This is a genomic window from Shewanella oncorhynchi, assembly GCF_030848765.1.
GTDB lineage: Bacteria > Pseudomonadota > Gammaproteobacteria > Enterobacterales > Shewanellaceae > Shewanella > Shewanella oncorhynchi.
Genome location: NZ_CP132914.1, coordinates 504,027 through 524,838 on the forward strand (window position 1 = coordinate 504,027; position 20,812 = coordinate 524,838).

Here is a 20,812-nt window from a genome sequence, read left to right on the forward strand (position 1 = left end):
TTATTCCTGTTTGGGTGGTTCGAACAGGGTTTCGCTCATATCGCCATGTAAAACCGCAATTTTTGTTGGTGCACCATCATCAGCTAATTCCAACATACCTATTCCGCTTTTATTCACTAGACGTTTACTCGGCTCACCATTTGGTCGCCTGCCGCGCAGCAACATACGTTTACGTTTTGTCAGCAAGTTAAGTGGTGAAAAGTGGCCATAAAACCAGCCATTGAGTTTATCGAAAATCGGTAACAGCTTCTCGGGGAAGTGATTTTTTATACCGCTGCAGGTGATTTGGTAGATGTTAGGGCTACTGCGTCTAAAACGAATACTGATGTCGTAACTAAAGGAGTAATGCACATCGCCGGAGAGGATCACAAACTCCTCTGGGGTTTTACGGTGCATAAAAATACTCAGCAGTGCATTGGCGGCGCCCGGGTGGGCCATCCAGTTTTCGGCGTCTACTAACAGGGAACCGCCGATCAGAGTGGCTGTGCGCTGCACTGCTTCAATCAACTTGACCCCAAACATGGGCGCAGGTGAGACGATAATGACCTTCGACTGGCCGAGTAGCTCTTGCTGCAAATCCATTAACGCCTCCCAATCCATCAAGCCGGAAGGTTTTGCAAGATTAGATTCACTGCGCCAGCGGCGGGTACGCGTGTCGAGCACGACCAGTTTGGGCGAGGACTCTAAGGTGTAATGCCACTGCTCAAATTTAAGTAATTCGTCGATGAGCAGATCCTGACTTTCGCTTTCTTGTCGCGCAAAAAACGCATCGAGCAGCGGGCGGATATCGGCGGCAAATTTATCAGGCGCGTTGCCAAGTCCTTGGAATAAGGTGTAGCCGATTAAGGCATTGCCAATAATGCGTTTCGAAAATGCGTGTTCGTAGGCCGCTTGTTCCCATTTAGCCGTCAGATTCCAATCATCGGTGACGTCGTGGTCATCAAACATCATATAAACGGGAATGTGCGCCATAAAGCGCCTGACTTGCCCCAGCCCAGCTTTAAAGCCAAGCAAGTGTTGCCACTCATTTTGCCAGCGGGCGGTATTGGCGGGTGATAAGCCATCGACATCCTTTGAGATGTTCACTAATTCCCACAGTTCAGGTGACCAAGTGAGTAAATACAGGGCGATGATTTCATTTAGGCTGACCAAATGATTTACGGCGATGGAGGAGGTAAAAATGGGGTGATTGCGATACCAACGCCACAGCGCGGTTTTGGCCGGATATTGGGTATGAGGCAACAGGTTTTTATGCCGTTGATACAAATATGCGGGCTGATAATGAATGTCTTCACTAGTGGTGATGCTCGCGCCTTCAAATTGCTCATGTTTAAGACTAAGCAAATCGATGACTTGCCCTATGGCGCTTAACATAGGTCCTGCAACATCATCAATATAGACCTGATCACCACTCATTATGATAAGTGCAGGGCGATCATCCTCCGCACCCCTGTTGATTATCTTGGCTAAATGGGTATCTGCGGCGACCAGTGCATCGTCACTGTGGTGATGCGGATTGCGGCAGGAACCGTGGAATACTTGGGTTAATTCAGGGGTAAAACGTACACTTGGCGTTGAGGCATCGCCATAGTTCAGCTGGCTTATCGTGGCAAAAATATCACCATGCTGAGCGGCAGACACTTGGTAAGGTGTGACGATATTGGGTGCGAGCAACTCTGGGCGCGACAGTATTATTAGATATTGATGGGCATGTTGCCCAAGTGGCACATAGTGTAAATCGGCATCCTGCAACAGGTACTCTTGCTCACCAAGACGCAGCTTAAGTTCAGTTAATGGCTCACGACTTACAAACCACAGGGTAAAGTGTGAGGCATCGCAGTGGCGCAGCATGGGGCCAGCTAATATCAGAGGAAGTGTCGTACTCAAATTCTGCCTATGGGTATTTGGGTTAATCTTGCATGAGTTAACCCTAAGTAAGTTTGGTTTAGAAGAGTAAACAAGTGCGTTGAATATGAAAAGCTTTTAGAATTGTTAGCCATAAATATGCGTTGAAACTGAATGGGGCGATATGGCTAAGATTATGGTAACAGGCGCGACAGGGCTACTCGGCCGAGCAGTTGTAAAACAGCTTGAATTAACGGGACATCAGGTTATCGCCACAGGTTTTAGCCGCGCAAGTGAACGAGTGCATAAACTCGATCTTACCGCCCCTTTGGATGTCGAGGTATTTATCGCCCGCGAGCAACCGCAAGTGATAGTGCACTGCGCCGCCGAGCGTCGCCCCGATGTCTCCGAGCAAAATCCGCAGGCGGCATTGGCACTTAACTTAACCGCCAGCCAAGCCTTAGCTATGGCAGCTAAGGCCAATAACGCTTGGCTTATCTATATTTCCACTGACTATGTGTTCGATGGCACTCAACCTAAGTACGCTGAAGATGCAGCAACTCATCCGGTTAATTTTTATGGTGAATCTAAGTTAAAGGGCGAAGAAATCGTGCTAGACACTAGCGCTGATTTTGCCGTGCTACGCTTGCCAATCCTTTACGGCCAAGTAGAAAAGCTGAGTGAATCTGCTGTGCTAGTGCTGGTTAACCAATTGATTGAGCGTCGCGCTCAGGGTGTTGATCATTGGGCGATACGCAGTCCAACCTCGACCGCCGATATTGCCCAAGCCATAGACAAGATGATTGCACAGCATATTGAACATTCTACCGTGCAGGGGATTTATCATTTTAGCGCCGCCGAGACTATGACTAAGTATCAGATGTTGTTGACCTTAGGAGAGATTTTACAACTCAGTACAGCGCACTTAACGCCTGAGTCTACGCCGACAGATAACGCCAAGCGGCCAAGGGATTGCACCTTAAGCTGTGCGCGTTTAGCTGCGCTGGGGATTTGTTCTGAAATTAATTTTGCCACTGGCGTGCGCCAAGCATTAACACAATCGAGTGGTGCACTTGCCATTCTCGGACTCACTCTGTAGGAATTGCCATGGCTAAGATCTTAGGGACCAGTCTACAGGCTGCCGACCAAGTCGCATTACTGCGAACCTTAGGTTTGCTGCTGCAAATAGGCTTAACCACGTTTGCCGCCGATACTTTTGGTCTTAGCCTGCAAATGGAGCCGTTAGTGCATGTGTTAGTGCTGGAGGTGTTATACCTTTCGCTCACATTGGCGCTACGTAAACCCTTATTTGCTAAGGAGCGCGGCCTCTTTATTGCGCTCAGCTTAGACACATTATTTTGGATATCTTGGTTGCACTTTTCCGGCGGCGCGACCAATGCGTTTATCTCGTTATTACTGTTGCCGATTGCACTTGCGGCTGTGACTTTGCCAATCTGGGCGCCTTGGGCACTGACGGCTATTTCAACCTTTGCCTACAGCCTGATGATCTTTACTGTGCCCGAATCCCCCATGCAGCATCACGGTATGGACATGAGTTCCCACTATTTAGGCATGTGGTTCAACTTTGTGATTTCAGCTTTGGTGATGACAACCAGCGTGGCGTTGATCTCTAAGCGTATGCGCCGCCAAGATGCGCAATTAGCCTATATGCGCGAAGGGCAATTGCGTCAGGAGCAACTCTTAGCCCTAGGTACAGTATCGGCGCAGATGGCGCATCAATTGGCCACGCCGCTCTCGAGTCTGAGGTTATTACTCGATGAAGTAAAAGAAGACATGAGCGATACCTCGATAACGATTGTCGAGATGGAAACTGCGTTAGGTCGCTGTGAACATACGCTTGCCGAGCTGAGATTAGCGACGGAGTCGATCCGCGATCGCCGCCAGCGCCCACTAAAGATCATTGAGCTGGTGGACAGTTTAAAGCAAAAAACCTTGTTGTTAATGCCGCAAACTGAACTGAATTGGTTGATCACTTGTATGCCTGAACAACTGGCAGAGCAAAGTATTCTGACTGATATGAGTTTAACGCCAGCCATCATGGCCTTGATTGAAAATGCTGCCCGCGCTAGCGCCGAAACCCTAGGTGCGCCGCAGGTGGATATCAGTGTAGATATAGCGCCAAACGAAGAGCAGATCTACTTGCAGATCCGCGATTATGGCACTGGTATCGCGCCCGATTTATTGCCGCAGTTGGGCACCTTACTCATAGAAAGTCCCAAGGGTTTAGGTGTCGCTTTGCTACTCAGTCATGCCAGTTTAGAGCGTTTGGGTGCAGAGTTGATTTTGGCTAATCATCCCCAAGGTGGCACTGTGGCACAAATTCGTTTCACTATATTAAGGGCGCCGGCGCCGTCTGTATCACACAAGACTAAGGTTAGTGACGAGGTAAGTTCATGAAACGTTTGTTGATTGTAGAGGATGACCTTTCCCTTGCGAGTATTTTAGGGCGCCGATTAACACGCCATGGCTTTGAATGCCGATTAACCCATGATGCCAGTGATGCGCTGCTGGTGGCGCGGGAGTTTCGTCCTAGCCATATTCTTTTAGATATGAAGCTTGCCGAAGCCAATGGCCTAGGGTTAATTGTGCCGCTGCGTCATCTGCTGCCCAAGGTGACTATGGTGTTACTCACAGGTTACGCGAGTATCGCCACTGCGGTGGAAGCGATTCGTCTCGGCGCCGATAATTATTTAGCTAAACCTGTGGATACCCAAACCTTGCTCGCCGCACTGGAAATGGATGGGCATTCCCATACTCTTCAAGAAGATGAAGTCGACGATTCGCCACTTAATCCTAAGCGTTTGGAGTGGGAGCATATTCAGCAAGTGCTCAATGCTAACCAAGGCAATGTGTCCGCCACGGCTCGCCAATTGGGAATGCATCGCCGGACGTTGCAACGTAAATTGCTGAAGAAACCAGTGGGTGAAAGTGGACATTTGAAGTAACGATTCATCCACATGTGGGCAAGGGGCAACAGCTTAAGGCAAACCTTATGAGGTGCTGAGGCTGAGCCGTTTGACTATAAAAAATGCCACTCAAAAGGGCTGAGTGGCATTAACAAGAAAACGAGAAGTGAATCGATGAATTAGCGCTAGGATTTTACGCTAGCGCCATTGCACGATTAGATTATGCGATTAAAAATTAACGGTTTCTTCGTTTGAGCAAGGGCCGTTAGTTTCACACACTTTATAGCTGAAGCTAGTGCCAGCTAGGTCAGTGAAGCGGTCAATAAATGATGAACTGCTTGAAGTACCAACCGCAACACCGTTACGGAAGATAGTATATTCATCAGCGTTGTGACCTTCCCATTCGAGTGCAACACGAATGCTGCCGCGACGAGATTTGTTCGCATTTTTTACTGCCATTTCTAATACGACTTCAGGGACTTCAACCGCAAATTCTGCCGAAGTGCTTGCTGTTGCGCCATCGTTGTCAGTTACAGTCAGTGTGACTGTGTAGCTGCCTGACTGGGCATACTGATGATTGACACTCGCACCTGCGGCATTTGTACCATCACCAAAATCCCAGTTCCATGATGTCAGGTCGCCATCGCTGTCAGTACTGGTGCTTGTGAAGCTGCCGTTACCGTTAGCAAAGCTTGCAGTAAAGCCTGCGGTTGGAGCTTGGTTTGGAGTGTCATCGCCATCATAAGCACCCACTAGGCTCACACCTGTGTAACTGCTATAGCCGCTGACCATCACCCAATAAGTTCCCGTTTGAGCAGGATCAATAGCACAGCTTTCGGCATTACCTGACTTGTATGGACGACAGTCATAGCTGCTAGAGGTCGGCGCTTGACCAAATTTAACATACATGTCCGCATCACCTGTGCCGCCTGACATATTGAAGCTCAGGTTAGTTGCACCGCTAGCGACATCGAGTTTGTAGTATTTTTTGCTACCTGATGCACCCGCTAAACCTGTCACAGCAACACCGTTGGCGAGTTCAGTAGCTTCTGGTGGTGGCGGTGGTGGTGGCGTTTCACAAGGTGTGATACCCACAGCGGCAAACGCAGTAACCACATCGTCAGCACTTAAGCCTAAGTCAGTTGCGGCCGATTTAACACCACAAGCGCCTTGCCAGAATAAGCTGTCCGCCGTCCAATATAATTGGTTAGCGACTACGAATGTTTGGAATGCTTTGCGCGTATCCCAACCTGGTAAGTTAGCTAAAGTGTAGAAAGCTTTATTGAATACACCTGAACTGTGGTGCACGTCGATGCCATCATAGTAATCGTCGATATGACCGATTGAGATACCGTCTAAGGTTGGATCTGCCATGTAGCGCAGTGCACCACTGCCTTTAAAGATATCGGCGCCGACTAACCAGTCGTTTGTGCCGTGCATGTAAAATTCAGCGGCTTCACCCGCCATATCTGAGAAGGCTTCGTTCATGCCGCCAGATTGATCTGCGTAAACCAGCCCTGAGTTTTGTTCAGTGAAACCGTGACTCACTTCGTGTGCCGAGACATCTAAGCTCACTAATGGGTGGAAGGTTGTTGCGCCATCACCGAAGGTCATAGCACTGCCGTCCCAGAAAGCGTTTTCGTAGTTGTTGCTGTAGTGAACTCGCATCGTTAACTGAAAGGTTAACGGTGCAGTGTTGTACCACTCGCTATACATCTTGTAGATCACGTTGCCGAAGTAGTGCGCATCGTTTAATGGCGAGTAAGCACCGTTGATCTCTTTGACTGTATTGCGCGGACAAGTATAAGAGAAGGGTGTGGCGCCTGATGTGGCACCGTTTAGGTTAACGGTTTTCACGTTAGGTGAGTTCATGGTGCAAGTGTCACCGCTCACTTCAACGTCTAAGCTAGAAAAATCAGTACCGTATTCGTATTGGCCAGTCTTAATGTTACCGCCTGGACCTGTGCCGGTTGCAGCATGGTTAATCCCTTCCCAACGCTTAATCACTTCACCTGAGTGCGCGTCAACCATAGTGAATGGGCGGCTTGGCTCATCGCCATATACTACAAATGAAGTCACATAAACGAGGCGAGTTTTAGCGGCATCATCGAGGTAAAGCCATAATTTTGCTTGTTTGTTTTCAGCTTTTAGGCCTGCAACGGCTTTGTCAGACTTGCCACGGATCGCAATATCTAACGCTTTGTTAGCCGTTAGAGTGGGTTTGACAAAATCAGCCGACTTTTCAATATTTTTTAATACGCGGCCAGACATGTCGCTGTAAAAGCCCATGCTCGATTGTGACGTCGCAACAGAGAAACCATAAACAGGTACGCCATGGAAATATTGTTGTAAACGTTGTTTTTGCTTGCCTTGACTTAGGTTGAGTTTTTTCTCTACTTTGAGTTGGCTACCTGCGTCTAAGCTGAACTGAGACACTAAGTTATTGCTTGAAGACGCGCTTCTAAGAGTACCGACATCGACAACATCGGCAGCAAATGCGGATGTGCCTAAAGTGGCCGACACAGCAATGAAGAGTAGCGACAGTTTTTTGTTTAGCATCATGCTTGAAATCCTTTTTCCGTTTTGTAAATAACGTTGGAATGCCATACAGCTTAACTGGCTCGGGCGAGCGTTTTTTATTGTGATTTCTACAGGGTCGTCGGCATCCTACTGCCATGGCCGCATAGAATGAGCTGTTGCTCAGGCGGGAATTCTCAGATTTTTATTCTGTGCAAAGCGTGAATAACCGCATGACTCTAGATGTTATTTAAATGTAAAAGTGTTAACAATCGTACAAAGGAACTATCTTCAACGTTCATTTAGACGCTTTTAAATCTGAATTAGGACTTTTGGGTAATAGCGATTTAGCCAAGCGGAATGGTGATGCACTTGAGTGTTTTAAAATAATTTAATGATTTATTTCAATTGTTTATTTTTCAGTGTTCTTGAAAAGGCTTGATTAAGGATGGGGTGTGCGTTGGGGGCATCATCCTATCAAGGGGTTAAAACCCTCGGCTTTGATTTATTAATTTAGAAAGACTCCATCGGAGTTGCCGCTGCTTGACTTGCTCTTCAGCTTATTTCACCAAGGTAACTCTGTGCCATCGTAGGCAAAAAAACGCCCTGTTTGTGCGGGTGTAGCATTGGCAATGATGGGCAGTAAGCAGTTTGCGACATACTCAGGTGTAAACAATTTGCCTTTGGGGACACTCTGTTGAAATGGCTGAGATAATGGCGTGTCTGTCGTGCCCGGATGCAGAGACAACACCACGCCGTGTTTCATGGTGCGTTGCCACTCAATCGACAGTGTTTTGAGAAACATATTCAGCGCAGCTTTTGAGGCGCGATAGCTGTACCAGCCACCCAATCTATTATCGGTAATGCTGCCGACTCTCGCCGATATCACGGCAAATCTTGCCGAGCTACTTTGTTTTAAGGCATGGCAGAAGTGTTTAGCCAGCATGACACTGGGCAGGGTATTGAGCGTTAAATTGTGCTGGAAAAAGTCGATATCCAGTGACTGTAGGCTTTTTTCTGGCCCTTTATCTTGGTTGTGTAAAATCCCGACACAGTTAATAATCCAATCTAATTCAGTGAGTTGTTCACTTAGCTGTCTAATCTCAGCTTCATTGGTCACATCTAATGCATGCCATTGTATTTTCTCCTGCCTGTCTTGGGGAAGATGATGCCAGTAGGTGGCGTGCACTGTGGCGTCGGGATAGCTTTCTTGAATTTGCTTAACCATGGCTTTGCCAATACCCCCACTCCCGCCGACGATAAGTACTTTCATAGCAAACTCTCCCTATCCAAATATCTATATCAAAATCTTTATATCAAACTCTTTATATCAATGAGTCACGCTTAACATTACTCCGCTACAAACGGTTTAGATGAACGAGGTTGTGCTCGGCCGTGGCTAATATGGCGTGCCTTACGGGCTCGTCCATCTTGTCCCAAGTCTGGTATAGCATGCCGATCCTAGGATTTTGCGATAATCGCGCGCGGTGTTTGTCCATAAAGCGCCAATAAAAGCTATTGAACGGGCAGGCGAGTGTGCCGCTGCGCTCTTTTATCTTGTAATGACAGCCGCTGCAGTAGTCACTCATTTTATTAATGTAAGAGCCGCTGGCGGCGTAGGGTTTAGTGCCGACAATGCCGCCGTCGGCAAACAATGCCATGCCGCGGGTGTTGGGCATTTCAACCCATTCGATGGCATCTACATATACGCCTAAATACCACTCATCGACTTGATTTGGCTCGATTTCGGTTAATAAACAGAAATTGCCGATCACCATTAAGCGCTGAATATGATGGGCGTAGGCAAAATCTAATGATTGGGATAAGGCTTGTCGCATGCAGCTCATCTTAGTGTCGCCATGCCAAAAATAATCGGGCAGTGTTCCATGGGCATCGAGCGCATTAGTACTGGCGTACTGCGGCATATTCGCCCAGTAAATGCCGCGAACGTATTCTCGCCAACCTAATATCTGTCGTACAAACCCTTCAACTTGGGCGATATCAATCTCAGCATTCGTTTGATAACTGTCGATGGCCGCATTGATGACTTCTAACGGGCTGATTAATTTACTGTTAAGGCTGAATGATAGTCGACTATGGTACAAGCTCCACTTGGCGGGATGTTGCGCTGTCATGGCATCTTGAAAACGGCCAAAGGAAGGCAAGCAAACCTGACAAAAATACGTTAATAGTGTGAGGCTTTGCGCACGGTTTATCGGCCACAGCAATGGCGCATCAATACGACCCATGGTCGGAATTTGATGACGTTCAAGACGTGCGAGAATTTCCGTCACATCGAAGCTAAACATCAATGGCGCTGGCAAGTCTTTTATATCCTGAGTTTTAAGTTTTTGACGGTTGCTGGCATCAAAGTTCCACTGCCCGCCGAGTGGTTTCCCATCATGCATCAAGATGCTGTAACGCTTACGCATGCGGCGATAAAAGTGCTCCATCATAATGTGTTTGCCGACGGGGAACTGCGTATCGATTTCGTCAAAGGGCAAGATAAAGTGCTCTGTATCGACACAGTTCACCATGGCTGTGTTGAGCTTAAGTTGGCTCAATTGCTCAAGCAGGCGGTATTCATCTGGCCTTTGGTATTCAAACTTGATCGCGCCAACCTGTGTTACCTGATGTTGAATCAGCGTCAGTAGATCGCTAAAGCCTTGGGTGTTATTGAAGGTGTCATCAAGGGTGAGATAGAGCACTTGATGCCCTTGCGTACGCAGCTCTTGGGCAAATTGCGCCATTGCCGCAAAGAAGGCACATATTTTTTGCACATGATGCGTTACATAAGTGTTTTCTTGGTGCAACTCTGCAATCACATACAGCACTTGCTCATCAACATGGTTAAACCAAGAATGCTGGGCATTGAGTTGATCGCCTAAAATTAACCTGACTGTATGGAATTGCTGTAATTGCATTAAGTGGACTCTGGTGAATGACTTTCGCGGTTAAACATTTCGCGATGGGATATTGCAGGACATTACGAATTGGGTTGCTGTGAGGATCACAAGGCTGGGTATTTGTCGTGATTTCGACAAGGAGGTTTATCTAAACTTGGTTTGATAGCTTTTAAAGCAAAGTCAAAGTCGGCGGCTTCACCCCTTGATTTTCAATCAAGAGTCCTTGCCGAACAACGTCGATGTCTGACTGCCAGTTCGCCATCCTTGGCTCTCGTTCGTACCGCTGTTTTCGCAGCACTCACCCTAGCGAAGTTCCATGCATTAACTCTTTATTTATAAGCAGGGCTTCGTGCTTATTCAAAATCGCTAACGCTTACGGTGGTACATCCCTATTAATTAAATAAAGAATCCGAAAGCTAACTTGGCATCCATGCCTCGCTCACGCGATTTTCTTCAACGCCCTTCGGCAACTTCGCAGGGGAAGGTAAACTTCTGAAGTTTTACGGTTGTTTGTTAGTATTTAAAAAGAGTACTAACACTCCATTTTTAAAATTTAACAATGGGAGTCTAAATAACAAGAGCTAATTCATATAATAAGGCTGGTGGAGCACGTTTTATATTACAAAAATGAGATTGGGTATCCTTAGATATAAAAACATCGGCCTAGACCGATGTTTTGGGGTTGTCTGATGCAATAACATTCACATAAACAGTGAGATAGCTAACCACTAATCCCAATATACTGTATAGACATGATAGCCAGCATACGGCTTAGGGGATAGTTGATGTTCGCCATAGGGCCAGCCTGTCCCCATTCCATCTGCTGCGATTCCTTCAATCCATTCTTCCACTTCCGCCAGAGGCGCACAGGTAAGAATATGAATGTTCTCAGCTGCAGGCCATAGCTCATCATCCTCAAGTGCTTCGGACCATTCATCGTGCATCCCAACATAAACACCTTGCACATCTGACCTATGTTCGATTTCTTTCAAGCAACGATAGATTTCTTTGATGGATGGTCGACCATAACCCCAATTATTGGGTGCGATAGACTCTTCATCTTCGTTTTCTAAAAAGTACTCATTTAATGTCACTACCGGACAGTGCTCTGGATCGGCGGTCGATAAGGCGCTTAATTTATTGAGTAATTCCGTTCTCGTTGTCACTGACAATACTCCATTTCTAAGATTTGTTTCCAGCGAAGGTTTAACTGTTTTATCACATATGCAGGGCTAATAATAAATCTGGCCATCCATTTTAGAGCAACAATATAATGCACTTTCAGGTTGCCTACAAAGAAGCTGTTTTCAAGGCACCCAGCTTAAATGGTGTGGTAGTTAACCTCCGACTATGTTTTGATTAAGCATTAAACAAGGAGGTTTATATGCCGCGTCCTCTCAGAACTTAATAAGCCTTGAAGACATTCCCTATTACCATTGCTATAGCCGCGTTGTGCGGCGTGCTTTTTTATGTGGCGATGATGCCTATTCTGGGAAAAATTATGACCATCGCCGTAGTTGGGTTGAGTCACTACTGTTTGAACTTGAAGCCATTTTTGCTATCGATGTTGCAGCCTTTGCGGTGATGTCGAATTATCTGCATGTGGTGTTGCCAGCCGATATCGACAGTGCCAATCGTTGGACTGACCGCGAAGTACTTGAGCAGTGACATAAGTTGTTTAAAGGCGATGAGTTAACGCAAAAATCTGTTTAAGGAGAGCTAGTTGAGGCGTATGAGGTCAACCGATTAAAGCATTCAATCGCAATTTACCGCAGGCGATTATGCGATATATCATGCCTAAGTTTTCAAAAGAGCACGATGTTTGAATGAATCAATAGCAAGACAAGCAAATCAAGAAGATAACTGTACAGGCCGCTTTTAGCAGGGACGGTTTAAATCACAGGCCTTACTTGATGAAGTTGCTGATTTAAAATGGTAGGCCTGATAATTTTCATTCCATTATCCTTGACCATGTGATCGCGGTGTTCGCGCTTCCTTATGCTGCAAATGGCGCCATCGAGCGCTTAGGGATAACTCATTTTAAAATCAAAGTTGGCGAGTCACTGGCGTAATAGTCTTAATCGTTGGGTATATTGATCAAAAAGTTATTATTTTATAGTATGTTACTCAATTTTAATGCGTCACTTAACGCAGCAGGAGCTTAGTTTGTATGCGGGAATATGATGGGATTGAAAAGCGTTACCAAAGGCCAGATGCCGATTTAGCTAAAAGTTTAATGATTATCGAAAATTTATTGGGTTTTACGCCGCTAGAGGATAGGTTGGAATTTGATTTGTCTTTTTGGGCTGGCGGTTCAGGTGTATTCGATAAGTTGGCGGTTTCATGTTCTGTGACTCCCGAGCAAATGGAACTCGCGCAAGATAAGTTGAGACTCTATTCCCCAGAGGCGGCGATAGCGTTGGATGAATGGCGTGATGATTTTATTTGGTTAGTGGAGGATGAAGACGTTTGTACCGATGTGTTGGTTAGGTCGGCGCATTTTATTAATCAGAATAAAGCGCCATTTCAAGATGTTTGTCTTAAAACGCAATCCATTTATTTCGCTTACATGAGTGATGTGAATGGCTGGACTGCGGTATGGGGTCAGCAAGATAGGCTCAATTATGCTTATTTCTGCCAAGGATAGCCTTTATCTTTAAGTGATTACCGACAATCGCCAGTTAAGTGTTATTTACCAGTCCGTAATCAAGGGCGTAGCTTTTAAGCTTGGCATCGAGATCATCTAGATCTTTATAAAACTCGTCATCGAGCTTATCGAGTACGCTGTACAGGTCTTGGTTATCGGTTGCGGCTAAACGACGATCTCTGTCTATTGGTACTGGCTTTTCGCCAAACACGGCCTGTTTTGCTTGGTGCAATAAGTTTAACGAGTGGCTTGCTCCCATTTGGATAAGTCCACGCTCAGCGAAGGCGTAATGCTCACCTGAAGAGTTGTCGAAATACTGAATAAATCCACCATTATAGACCTCGCCAGATAAGCAGTTCACCGCATAGTAGTTTTGTTCCTCTGGTCTAAGCGTATAAAAACCTTGATCTTTGTTATGTACCTTTACAACAAGATCTCGCCAAAAGGCTCGAAAGGGACAGGTTTTATCGAGTTCACGCTCTTGTTGGTAGTATTCCTTCGCACGCTCGAGGTTTGCACGTATGCCATTTTTGCAGGGCATGCATAAACCCTCATTTTTTTCGGCGGTACTCGGAAGGATTAAGGTGTTACATTCTTGGCAGGGGATTTTTTCCGACATGGTCTTTCCTTTGATACTCAAGTCAGTAAGAGAACTCACAGCTTCACAAGCTACCCATTGTTAAATTCTCTGTTTCTAGAGTTTACATCGCACAATTAAGCGTCTATGCACCTAACGTACTAGTTGTACTTTATATTCATCGCGATCAGCGGTTCGCGTGAGGCTTTTTCGGCGCGTAGGCGGGCGAGGTATTTTTCCCATAGATCCACTTGGTGGGTGGCGAGATCGTAGAGTACTTTCCACGAGAATAGGCCTGTGTCGTGGCCGTCATCGAAGACAATTTTTACTGCGTAGTTGCCGACGGGTTCTATGGCACTGATGTTGACGTTTTTCTTGTGGGTGACCAGCTTTGGATTACCGTGACCATGCACTTCGGCCGAGGGCGAGTAGACTCTGAGCATCTCGCAGCTGAGCTGATATTGCTCACCATTATCGAAACTGATTTCTAGAATGCGCGATTTACGTTTCAGTTTAAGATCGGTGACATTGGGCGTTGCTGTGGTCATAGGTTGGCTACCAAGAAAATGCTAAGGATAGGATAACGACTCATTAAAATAACACCTGACTAATGTAACCACTCGCGGCCAAGGATACAAAGGGTAAGCGAGAGCCTTGGTCAGGCTTTTTCGTTTAAGTCACACTTTTGCATTTGAGTCGTTTACCGCCAAGTCGTTTGAGCTTGGCGGTGAACGGTTTAGTACTAGAGGATAAAGCGGCTGAGATCTTCGTCTTGGACTAAGTTGTCTAAGTGGGCGCTGACATAGTCGGCGTCGATAACAAAGGCGGAGCCCGATTTTTCCGATGCCTCGTAGGAGATATCTTCCATCAGCCTTTCCATCACTGTGTGTAAACGACGGGCGCCGATGTTTTCGGTGCGCTCGTTCACTTGCCATGCGGCTTTCGCAATGCTGTCGATACCCGATTCGCTGAATTCAACTTTCACGCCTTCTGTGCCCATCAGCGCGATATATTGCTCGGTGAGCGAGGCGTGTGGCTCGGTTAGAATGCGTTTAAAATCATTGGCTGATAGCGCATCTAGCTCGACACGGATCGGTAAACGACCCTGTAATTCAGGAATTAAATCCGACGGTTTAGACATCTGGAATGCGCCAGAGGCGATAAACAGTATGTGGTCGGTTTTTACCATGCCGTGTTTTGTGGTGACTGTGCAGCCTTCGATCAGCGGCAGTAAGTCACGTTGTACGCCTTCACGAGAAACGTCTGGGCCTGAGGTTTCGCCGCGCTTACAGATTTTGTCGATTTCGTCGAGGAACACTATGCCGTGTTGCTCAACCATTTCAATGGCTTGTTCTTTTAAATCTTCTTGATTGACCAGTTTTGCCGCTTCTTCTTCGATCAATAGCTTAAAGGCTTCTTTGATCTTCATCTTGCGACGTTTTGCTGGTGCTTGGCCCATGTTTTTAAACAGACTTTGCAGCTGGTTGGTCATTTCTTCCATGCCTGGAGGCGACATGATTTCAACACCAATTTGCGGTTGGGCTACATCGATATCGATTTCTTTATCGTCTAATTGGCCTTCGCGTAGCTTTTTGCGGAAGACTTGACGGGTATTTGAGTTGGAATCGGTTTCAGTGCTTTCCCAGTCGTTTTTCGGCTTAGGCAACAGGGCATCGAGAATGCGCTCTTCGGCATTTTCTTCGGCGCGTTGGCGACATTTGCCCATTTGCTGTTCACGGGTCAGCTTGATGGCGATATCGGTCAAGTCGCGGATGATTTGCTCGACTTCCTTACCGACATAACCCACTTCTGTGTATTTAGTCGCTTCGACCTTGATAAAAGGCGCGTTCGCCAGTTTGGCTAAACGGCGGGCAATTTCAGTTTTACCAACGCCCGTTGGGCCAATCATCAGAATATTTTTTGGGGTGACTTCTTGACGGAAATCCGCGTCAAGTTGCATCCGGCGCCAGCGGTTACGCAGGGCGACAGCAACAGAACGTTTGGCCTTTTGTTGGCCAATAATGTGTGCATCCAGCTCGTGGACAATCTCACGGGGGGTCATTTCAGACATAATATTCCTCACGGGCTGTTTAGTAATTGAGTTCTTCAATCGTTTTGAATTGATTGGTGAATACGCAGATATCCGCAGCAATAGTCAGGGATTTTTCGGCGATTTCTAAGGCTGACAGTTCAGTGTTTTGCAATAGCGCAAGGGCCGCCGCTTGGGCATAGTTGCCGCCCGAACCAATGGCGACTAAGTCGTGTTCTGGCTGAACGACATCACCATTACCTGTGATGATCAGCGAGGTTTCCGCATCGGCCACGACTAACAGGGCTTCGAGTTTACGCAGCATACGGTCGGTACGCCAATCTTTGGCGAGCTCAACGGCCGAGCGCAATAAATGGCCTTGGTGCATTTCGAGTTTGGCTTCGAAACGCTCGAATAGGGTGAAAGCATCGGCGGTGCCGCCTGCAAAACCTGCCAGTACCTTGTTGTGATATAAGCGACGCACTTTTTTGGCGTTACCTTTCATGACGGTATTGCCTAGGGAGACTTGGCCATCGCCGGCGATGACAACTTGATTATTACGGCGTACTGATACGATAGTGGTCACAATGAATCCTCTTCTGGCCCGCAGCAAAAGTTGCGGTGGATGATGGGATATATATGGGGATGGATGACAATAATTCAAGTAATCGCGGCAAATGCCAAAGGAGTTTGCGATCTTTCGCGCTCCTTTAGCAATAAAAATAAGCGCTTATTGGGAAAGGGTGGATCGACCTACAATAGTGCGGCCATCGAAGGGATAGTATTTAAGATCCCAGTTTTCACTGCCGAAGCTGCGATCGTCAGAGACATAGTTGAAAATGCAGTAAGCATTGGGATCGGTAATGTCGACGGCACCATACCAGTAAACAATGTCGACATTGGGAACTGTGCGCCAAGAGTATTGATCGGCAATGACAAATTCATTATTAGCCAAAAGACCTTGCCATAACTGACCACAATAATCGCCCTGCAATTTAGCACCGGCATCAGCGGTTGCAGTCTCTATTCCCAGTGGAAATCCTGTGGTGGTCGAGTCGAGTTTTCCGTCACCATAACAGGCGAGATCTTGGGTATAACCAGAGTGACCGCCCGCAAGCCAGCAACTGTGATAAAGCTTAACACCAGAGGTAAAGGTCGCAAATGCGGTTTGGGCTCTGGCATCGTGGGCATCTTGGCCTAGGTTTAAAAACCGTGGTGCTGCGACGACGGCCAAGATCCCAAGGATGATAATGACCACAACCAGCTCAATTAATGTAAAACCCTTCGATGACTGCAAACGACTCATATTGCTCACCTATTTGTTAGAGGACAATATTCTAACGGAACTTTGATTTGCAATCAGTAAGCTATTGATAATATTTAGTTGTTTAACATTGCTGTTACATGGTTATGCAGCAAGATGGTAAGCCATCACTTCACCCTTCAATGCAATCAGCCGAATGTAAACGGCTTATAAAGCCATTTTGTCTATAACACGATAGCGGGTTTGTACGTAGCCATTGTCGTACTGCTGCGTGTGAATTGGCATTAATTGAATCGCTTGAGCTAAGTCGCCAAAGAGGGGAATACCTTTACCCAGTAAAGTGGGGATACGAGTGAGCGTGAGTTCCTGAATTAGCCCCGCCGCTAAAAAGCCTTGGATTGTTTGGCCGCCATCGATATAGAGATGTTTGAAGCCACGCTCTCTGAGTTGTTTGCTGATATTTACCGCATCGCCATTAAGCACTTGCACGTGCTCACTTAACGCCGCCGGTACTGTTACACCGCTGCGACTTAATACAAACACTGGGATATTCATATAGGGCCAATCACAATCGAAGGAGAGGACTTTTTCAAAGCTTTTTCGTCCCATTACAATCGCATCAATAGTGTCGATAAAGGCATGATAACCAAAGTCTTCATCAGGATTAGTACTGGGGTGCTGATTTAAAAAGTCGATATCCCCATCGGGCGTTGCGATATAACCGTCGAGGGTCGCGGCAATAAAAACGGAGGCTTTCATTCATCTTCCTTAATGCTATTTTCGAGCGTGTTTCTCTAATGATTCTTTCAGTGCTTGTTGTTGAGCGAGGCAGTCTTGTTTTGCTTTGCCCGACATATCGTTACACGTTTGACCTTTATCTGGGCCTTCCAATATGGCTGCTGCAACATAAACAGCGGCATCGGCTGCATTGCATTCTTGTTTGCTGTAGGGGGAATTTGTATCACATTTTGAATTAAGTGGCCCAACGCAGCCACTCATACAGGTTAAGACTAAGGTGCTAAAGCTGAGTAATATTAAAGGTTTGAACATTCGCTCTTCCATGATTCATATTATTTGAGGCGGTTGGAAAGTATATAACTGCTTTGCAGACGGAACTTGAACTGGATCGTTCTATTTCTACTTTAGTTGTTATTTTGGAGGAAGGCATTCGCGGATGGAAGCAAAAAAATCCCCGAGGGTATAGTTACCCTCGGGTGGAGGTTCAAAAAGCAGTGGATTTCTTGAGCGCCTGCGGGGCACAAAGGAAGGAACCTATGGTGTGATTGTGCGGGCTGATACGATATTTCACAAAGCCAAATGCGCAAACTGCGACAGCTTGTCGCAGGTAGGATGAAAACTGTGTAGTTACGGTATCTTGAATGGGCGGGGTAAAAAGGGTTTAACGGTTAAATCCTTATGCGTGGCGAGAAGGCTTAACGATTGTTTAGTGACCACGGGTGATTGACTTATAAGACAGAATGTAGATTGCCTAAGTGTTGCACTAGCTCTGCCATATTGTTCACTTCGAGTTTTTTCATGATTTTTGCGCGGTGTACTTCAATCGTGCGCAGGGATAAAAACATCGCCTCCGATATTTGCTTGTTAGTCATGCCTTGGATCACATGGGCTAACACTTGCTGTTCGCGCTCGGTCAGTTGGTCAAACTTATGCTGCAGACTTTGCTGCTCGAAGGCCGTTTGGCTTTCACGCTGTGCCTTTTCAATCGCTTGTACTAATGCCTTACCCGATACGGGTTTTTGAAAAAAATCGCAGGCCCCCTTACGAAAGGCGCTTAACGCCATAGGTAAATCACCATGGCCAGTGAGAAATATCACGCCTAGCGGGCTGTGGGTTTCCAGTAATTTTTGCTGCACTTCTTGGCCGGTGATTTCTGGCATTCGACTATCTAAAATCACGCAGCCCGCCTGTGATAATGCACAGTGCTCAAGGAAGTCGCGGCCGCTGTTGAAGGTTTGCACTTGATAGCCAAATTGTCCGAGCATAAAGCCCAGTGAATCCAGAATCGCTTCATCGTCATCGACTAGATAGAGTGGCAATTTTATCGACATGGTGTTCCTTGTGGGGCGGTAAGCATGCTATCAGCTTAAGCTGGGTGCAGAGTGGGCTCAATTTTAAGCCTAGGTCTTGGGAGATACATCACTAAATTAGCCAATTCCCTCTGGGCATAAATCAGAGTTTGGCGACATTTCACAGCTTGATTTTTATCTGCGAGCTAAAGTCGTTCCATGACAATGGCATATAAGAGTGGGTAATAGAGACGATGACGATTGACTCTTGGTGTAAAGCGATATTGATGGGATGCTTGTTGAGTATCATTGGGCTTAATCCGTCCTATGCCAACGAAGCGACAGAAGTGAACCATTTTAGAGTCGGAGTGCTGGCAAACCATGGCGTGTTACAGGCTAAGCAGCGTTGGCAACCTATGATGGATTACCTCAGCGAGCAAGTGCCTAATAGTCATTTTGAAGTTGTGCCTGTGGATTTTAATGGCATGCGCAGTCAGTTACTTGAGCATGATTTGCAGTTTATCGTCACTAACCCTGGGCAATATCTGCATCTAAGTAACAACTTCCCGCTGTCTTGGCTTGCGACAATGAAGAGCCGTAAGCATCAAGGTAGCACTTTTACCATAGGCGCGACCATTATTGTTCGCGCCGACAGCACTATCCGTACCTTGCAGGATTTGCGCGGGCGCAATGTGGTCGCCAGTGATCCGCAGGCCTTGGGGGGGTATCAAGCGGCAATGGGGTTACTGCATAAAATGGGTTTTTTACCCGAACAATTTTTTGGGCAAGTGCGCTTCCTCGGGTTCCCGTTAGAACCGCTTATCTATCAAGTCAGAGATGGCAGTGCCGACGCCGCAATAGCGCCTTTTTGTACCTTAGAGGAAATGATCGCAACGGGTCTTGTTAATCAGGTCGATTATCGGGTTATCCATCCTGCAACGCCTGCAGGATATGATTGCGAGGTGAGCACTCAGTTATACCCAAACTGGTCATTCGCTGCGGCGGATACGGTTTCTCCTAAGCTAACGATGGCGATTACCCGCGCCTTATTCGATTTACCCGCCGATCATATTGCAGCAATTACCGCCGATACTTTGGGCTGGACTGCGCCCGTGAGCCAGTTAAAAGTGATTGAGTTATTTAAAGAATTACAACTACAGGGAGCATCACCACCACTTTATCAAACCGTATACAAATGGATGGCAAAAAATAAAGAATGGGGTGGTGCACTGTTGTTAATTTTCATTATTTCCACCATTTATCACCTGTGGCTTGAATATAAGTTTCGCCAGAAAAGTGAGTTTTTAGTTAGCACTGAGCGCCAATTAAAGGACAAGGCACTGCAGCTTGAGCGACTGCAAAGTGCGGCGATTCTTGGGGAAATAGGTGCAGGACTTGCCCATGAACTCAATCAACCCATAGCCGCCATTACCCAATACAGCGAAGGCGCCATGTTGCAACTGGAAAGGCTTGGGCAAGATAATCCTGAACTCTATGATGTACTCGGTAAAATTAATGCGCAGTCGATTCGCGCTGGAGCGGTTGTGCATCGTATTCGCGGTTTACTCAAGCGGCGTCAGGCCAAGACCGAACCTTTAGATATAGTGCCAGTGGTGAAAGAAGCTTTAGCTCTGTTGCGGCGCGAGCTAGACCGCGCGAATGTACAAGTGAATGTGCGAGTGCAGGGTGAGCCCTTTGAACTGATGGGCGATAGCGTTGGTTTAAGCCAAATGTGGGTCAATTTAGTAAAAAATAGCTTAGATGCGTTAGAAACCTGCGGCGATAATCGTGTGCGCCAATTATGGATCGATATCTATTATCATCCAAATGAAATCAAAGTGTTAGTTATTGATAATGGCGAAGGGCTACAGGGGCAGGCGAGTGAGTTGATGGCATCTTTTGCCTCAACCAAAGATGCGGGATTAGGGCTTGGCTTAGCCATCTGTAAGGATGTGGTCACCCGTCATCACGGCAGCATTCAAATCGAAAACTGTCAGCAATCCACGCAAGCGTTACTCCCTTGGCAACAGGGCTGTGTGGTGACAGTCGTGCTTCCCAAGGAATAAATTACCA

Annotated in this window: 18 protein-coding genes and 1 pseudogene; 6 read left to right on the forward strand and 13 right to left on the reverse strand. The window is 46.7% G+C overall.

The window, feature by feature from the left end; genetic code table 11:
* Complete coding sequence (locus RA178_RS02390; protein WP_306685386.1) at positions 1-1,851, reverse strand: metallophosphoesterase family protein; 1,851 nt, start codon at positions 1,849-1,851, stop codon at positions 1-3.
* Positions 1,852-2,029: 178 nt separating this feature from the next.
* On the opposite strand from RA178_RS02390, the gene RA178_RS02395 reads away from it, so the two are divergent.
* Genes RA178_RS02395 through RA178_RS02405 form a run of 3 tightly spaced genes read left to right on the forward strand, consistent with a single transcriptional unit; the run spans position 2,030 to position 4,811 of the window.
* Positions 2,030-2,944: a dTDP-4-dehydrorhamnose reductase family protein gene (locus tag RA178_RS02395; RefSeq protein ID WP_306684352.1), complete on the forward strand. Its 915-nt coding sequence runs from the start codon at positions 2,030-2,032 to the stop codon at positions 2,942-2,944.
* A gap of 8 nt (positions 2,945-2,952) precedes the next feature.
* The gene (locus RA178_RS02400) at positions 2,953-4,263 is read left to right on the forward strand and encodes a sensor histidine kinase (RefSeq protein WP_306684353.1); all 1,311 of its coding nucleotides are present in this window, start codon (positions 2,953-2,955) and stop codon (positions 4,261-4,263) included.
* Positions 4,260-4,811 (forward strand): response regulator transcription factor, encoded by a 552-nt coding sequence (locus tag RA178_RS02405; protein ID WP_105251231.1) that lies wholly within the window; start codon positions 4,260-4,262, stop codon positions 4,809-4,811. The genes RA178_RS02400 and RA178_RS02405 overlap by 4 nt, the downstream gene beginning before the upstream one ends.
* A 189-nt stretch (positions 4,812-5,000) precedes the next feature.
* Here the strand turns inward: RA178_RS02405 and RA178_RS02410 are convergent, their stop codons facing one another.
* The 4 genes from RA178_RS02410 to RA178_RS02425 form a co-directional block, all read right to left on the reverse strand.
* Positions 5,001-7,334, reverse strand: a complete 2,334-nt coding sequence (locus tag RA178_RS02410; RefSeq protein ID WP_306684355.1) for a M4 family metallopeptidase — start codon at positions 7,332-7,334, stop codon at positions 5,001-5,003.
* Between the two features lie 520 nt (positions 7,335-7,854).
* Complete coding sequence (locus tag RA178_RS02415) at positions 7,855-8,562, reverse strand: SDR family oxidoreductase (RefSeq protein WP_306684356.1); 708 nt, start codon at positions 8,560-8,562, stop codon at positions 7,855-7,857.
* An 85-nt stretch (positions 8,563-8,647) separates the two neighbouring features.
* Positions 8,648-10,213, reverse strand: coding sequence for a cryptochrome/photolyase family protein (locus tag RA178_RS02420; RefSeq protein WP_306684358.1), 1,566 nt, complete (start codon positions 10,211-10,213; stop codon positions 8,648-8,650).
* A gap of 710 nt (positions 10,214-10,923) precedes the next feature.
* Positions 10,924-11,361, reverse strand: coding sequence for a YfbO family protein (locus RA178_RS02425; protein WP_113940113.1), 438 nt, complete (start codon positions 11,359-11,361; stop codon positions 10,924-10,926).
* 218 nt (positions 11,362-11,579) lie between these two features.
* Here RA178_RS02425 and RA178_RS02430 point away from each other — a divergent pair.
* Together RA178_RS02430 and RA178_RS02435 are read left to right on the forward strand one after the other, a co-directional pair.
* A pseudogene (locus RA178_RS02430) lies at positions 11,580-12,074 on the forward strand (transposase); the annotation flags it as partial.
* A gap of 291 nt (positions 12,075-12,365) precedes the next feature.
* Positions 12,366-12,842, forward strand: a complete 477-nt coding sequence (locus RA178_RS02435; protein WP_131523477.1) for a hypothetical protein — start codon at positions 12,366-12,368, stop codon at positions 12,840-12,842.
* Between the two features lie 34 nt (positions 12,843-12,876).
* Here RA178_RS02435 and RA178_RS02440 read toward each other — a convergent pair whose 3' ends face one another.
* The 8 genes from RA178_RS02440 to RA178_RS02475 all read right to left on the reverse strand — a co-directional run bounded on the left by RA178_RS02440 (position 12,877) and on the right by RA178_RS02475 (position 18,781).
* A complete protein-coding gene (locus RA178_RS02440; protein WP_306684360.1) occupies positions 12,877-13,461 on the reverse strand; it encodes a DMP19 family protein in 585 nt (194 codons plus the stop codon).
* Between the two features lie 119 nt (positions 13,462-13,580).
* Positions 13,581-13,967 carry a gamma-butyrobetaine hydroxylase family protein gene (locus RA178_RS02445; RefSeq protein ID WP_063883307.1) on the reverse strand — a complete coding sequence of 129 codons (387 nt, stop codon included), beginning with the start codon at positions 13,965-13,967 and terminating at the stop codon, positions 13,581-13,583.
* A gap of 194 nt (positions 13,968-14,161) precedes the next feature.
* Positions 14,162-15,490, reverse strand: coding sequence for an ATP-dependent protease ATPase subunit HslU (gene hslU, locus RA178_RS02450; RefSeq protein ID WP_105251238.1), 1,329 nt, complete (start codon positions 15,488-15,490; stop codon positions 14,162-14,164).
* 19 nt (positions 15,491-15,509) lie between these two features.
* Positions 15,510-16,034, reverse strand: coding sequence for an ATP-dependent protease subunit HslV (gene hslV / locus RA178_RS02455; RefSeq protein ID WP_006083300.1), 525 nt, complete (start codon positions 16,032-16,034; stop codon positions 15,510-15,512).
* Between the two features lie 144 nt (positions 16,035-16,178).
* On the reverse strand, positions 16,179-16,754 hold the full coding sequence (locus RA178_RS02460; protein WP_306684363.1) for a type II secretion system protein: 576 nt from the start codon (positions 16,752-16,754) through the stop codon (positions 16,179-16,181).
* Between the two features lie 165 nt (positions 16,755-16,919).
* A complete protein-coding gene (locus RA178_RS02465; protein ID WP_306684365.1) occupies positions 16,920-17,471 on the reverse strand; it encodes a dihydrofolate reductase family protein in 552 nt (183 codons plus the stop codon).
* A 15-nt stretch (positions 17,472-17,486) separates the two neighbouring features.
* Positions 17,487-17,762, reverse strand: coding sequence for a hypothetical protein (locus RA178_RS02470; protein WP_173247249.1), 276 nt, complete (start codon positions 17,760-17,762; stop codon positions 17,487-17,489).
* A 416-nt stretch (positions 17,763-18,178) separates the two neighbouring features.
* Positions 18,179-18,781 (reverse strand): response regulator transcription factor, encoded by a 603-nt coding sequence (locus tag RA178_RS02475; protein WP_306684367.1) that lies wholly within the window; start codon positions 18,779-18,781, stop codon positions 18,179-18,181.
* 212 nt (positions 18,782-18,993) lie between these two features.
* Here RA178_RS02475 and RA178_RS02480 point away from each other — a divergent pair, with 212 nt between their 5' ends.
* Complete coding sequence (locus RA178_RS02480; protein ID WP_306684369.1) at positions 18,994-20,805, forward strand: sensor histidine kinase; 1,812 nt, start codon at positions 18,994-18,996, stop codon at positions 20,803-20,805.
* Positions 20,806-20,812: the final 7 nt, after the last annotated feature.

Excerpts from the sequence above, each read along its gene's own strand:
- RA178_RS02390 (WP_306685386.1), bottom strand. The coding sequence starts at position 1,851 with ATGCTGCGCCACTGCGATGCCTCACACTTTACCCTGTGGTTTGTAAGT.
- RA178_RS02395 (WP_306684352.1), top strand. The coding sequence starts at position 2,030 with ATGGCTAAGATTATGGTAACAGGCGCGACAGGGCTACTCGGCCGAGCA.
- RA178_RS02400 (WP_306684353.1), top strand. The coding sequence starts at position 2,953 with ATGGCTAAGATCTTAGGGACCAGTCTACAGGCTGCCGACCAAGTCGCA.
- RA178_RS02405 (WP_105251231.1), top strand. The coding sequence starts at position 4,260 with ATGAAACGTTTGTTGATTGTAGAGGATGACCTTTCCCTTGCGAGTATT.
- RA178_RS02410 (WP_306684355.1), bottom strand. The coding sequence starts at position 7,334 with ATGATGCTAAACAAAAAACTGTCGCTACTCTTCATTGCTGTGTCGGCC.
- RA178_RS02415 (WP_306684356.1), bottom strand. The coding sequence starts at position 8,562 with ATGAAAGTACTTATCGTCGGCGGGAGTGGGGGTATTGGCAAAGCCATG.
- RA178_RS02420 (WP_306684358.1), bottom strand. The coding sequence starts at position 10,213 with ATGCAATTACAGCAATTCCATACAGTCAGGTTAATTTTAGGCGATCAA.
- RA178_RS02435 (WP_131523477.1), top strand. The coding sequence starts at position 12,366 with ATGCGGGAATATGATGGGATTGAAAAGCGTTACCAAAGGCCAGATGCC.
- RA178_RS02440 (WP_306684360.1), bottom strand. The coding sequence starts at position 13,461 with ATGTCGGAAAAAATCCCCTGCCAAGAATGTAACACCTTAATCCTTCCG.
- RA178_RS02445 (WP_063883307.1), bottom strand. The coding sequence starts at position 13,967 with ATGACCACAGCAACGCCCAATGTCACCGATCTTAAACTGAAACGTAAA.
- hslU (WP_105251238.1), bottom strand. The coding sequence starts at position 15,490 with ATGTCTGAAATGACCCCCCGTGAGATTGTCCACGAGCTGGATGCACAC.
- RA178_RS02460 (WP_306684363.1), bottom strand. The coding sequence starts at position 16,754 with ATGAGTCGTTTGCAGTCATCGAAGGGTTTTACATTAATTGAGCTGGTT.
- RA178_RS02465 (WP_306684365.1), bottom strand. The coding sequence starts at position 17,471 with ATGAAAGCCTCCGTTTTTATTGCCGCGACCCTCGACGGTTATATCGCA.
- RA178_RS02470 (WP_173247249.1), bottom strand. The coding sequence starts at position 17,762 with ATGTTCAAACCTTTAATATTACTCAGCTTTAGCACCTTAGTCTTAACC.
- RA178_RS02475 (WP_306684367.1), bottom strand. The coding sequence starts at position 18,781 with ATGTCGATAAAATTGCCACTCTATCTAGTCGATGACGATGAAGCGATT.
- RA178_RS02480 (WP_306684369.1), top strand. The coding sequence starts at position 18,994 with ATGACGATTGACTCTTGGTGTAAAGCGATATTGATGGGATGCTTGTTG.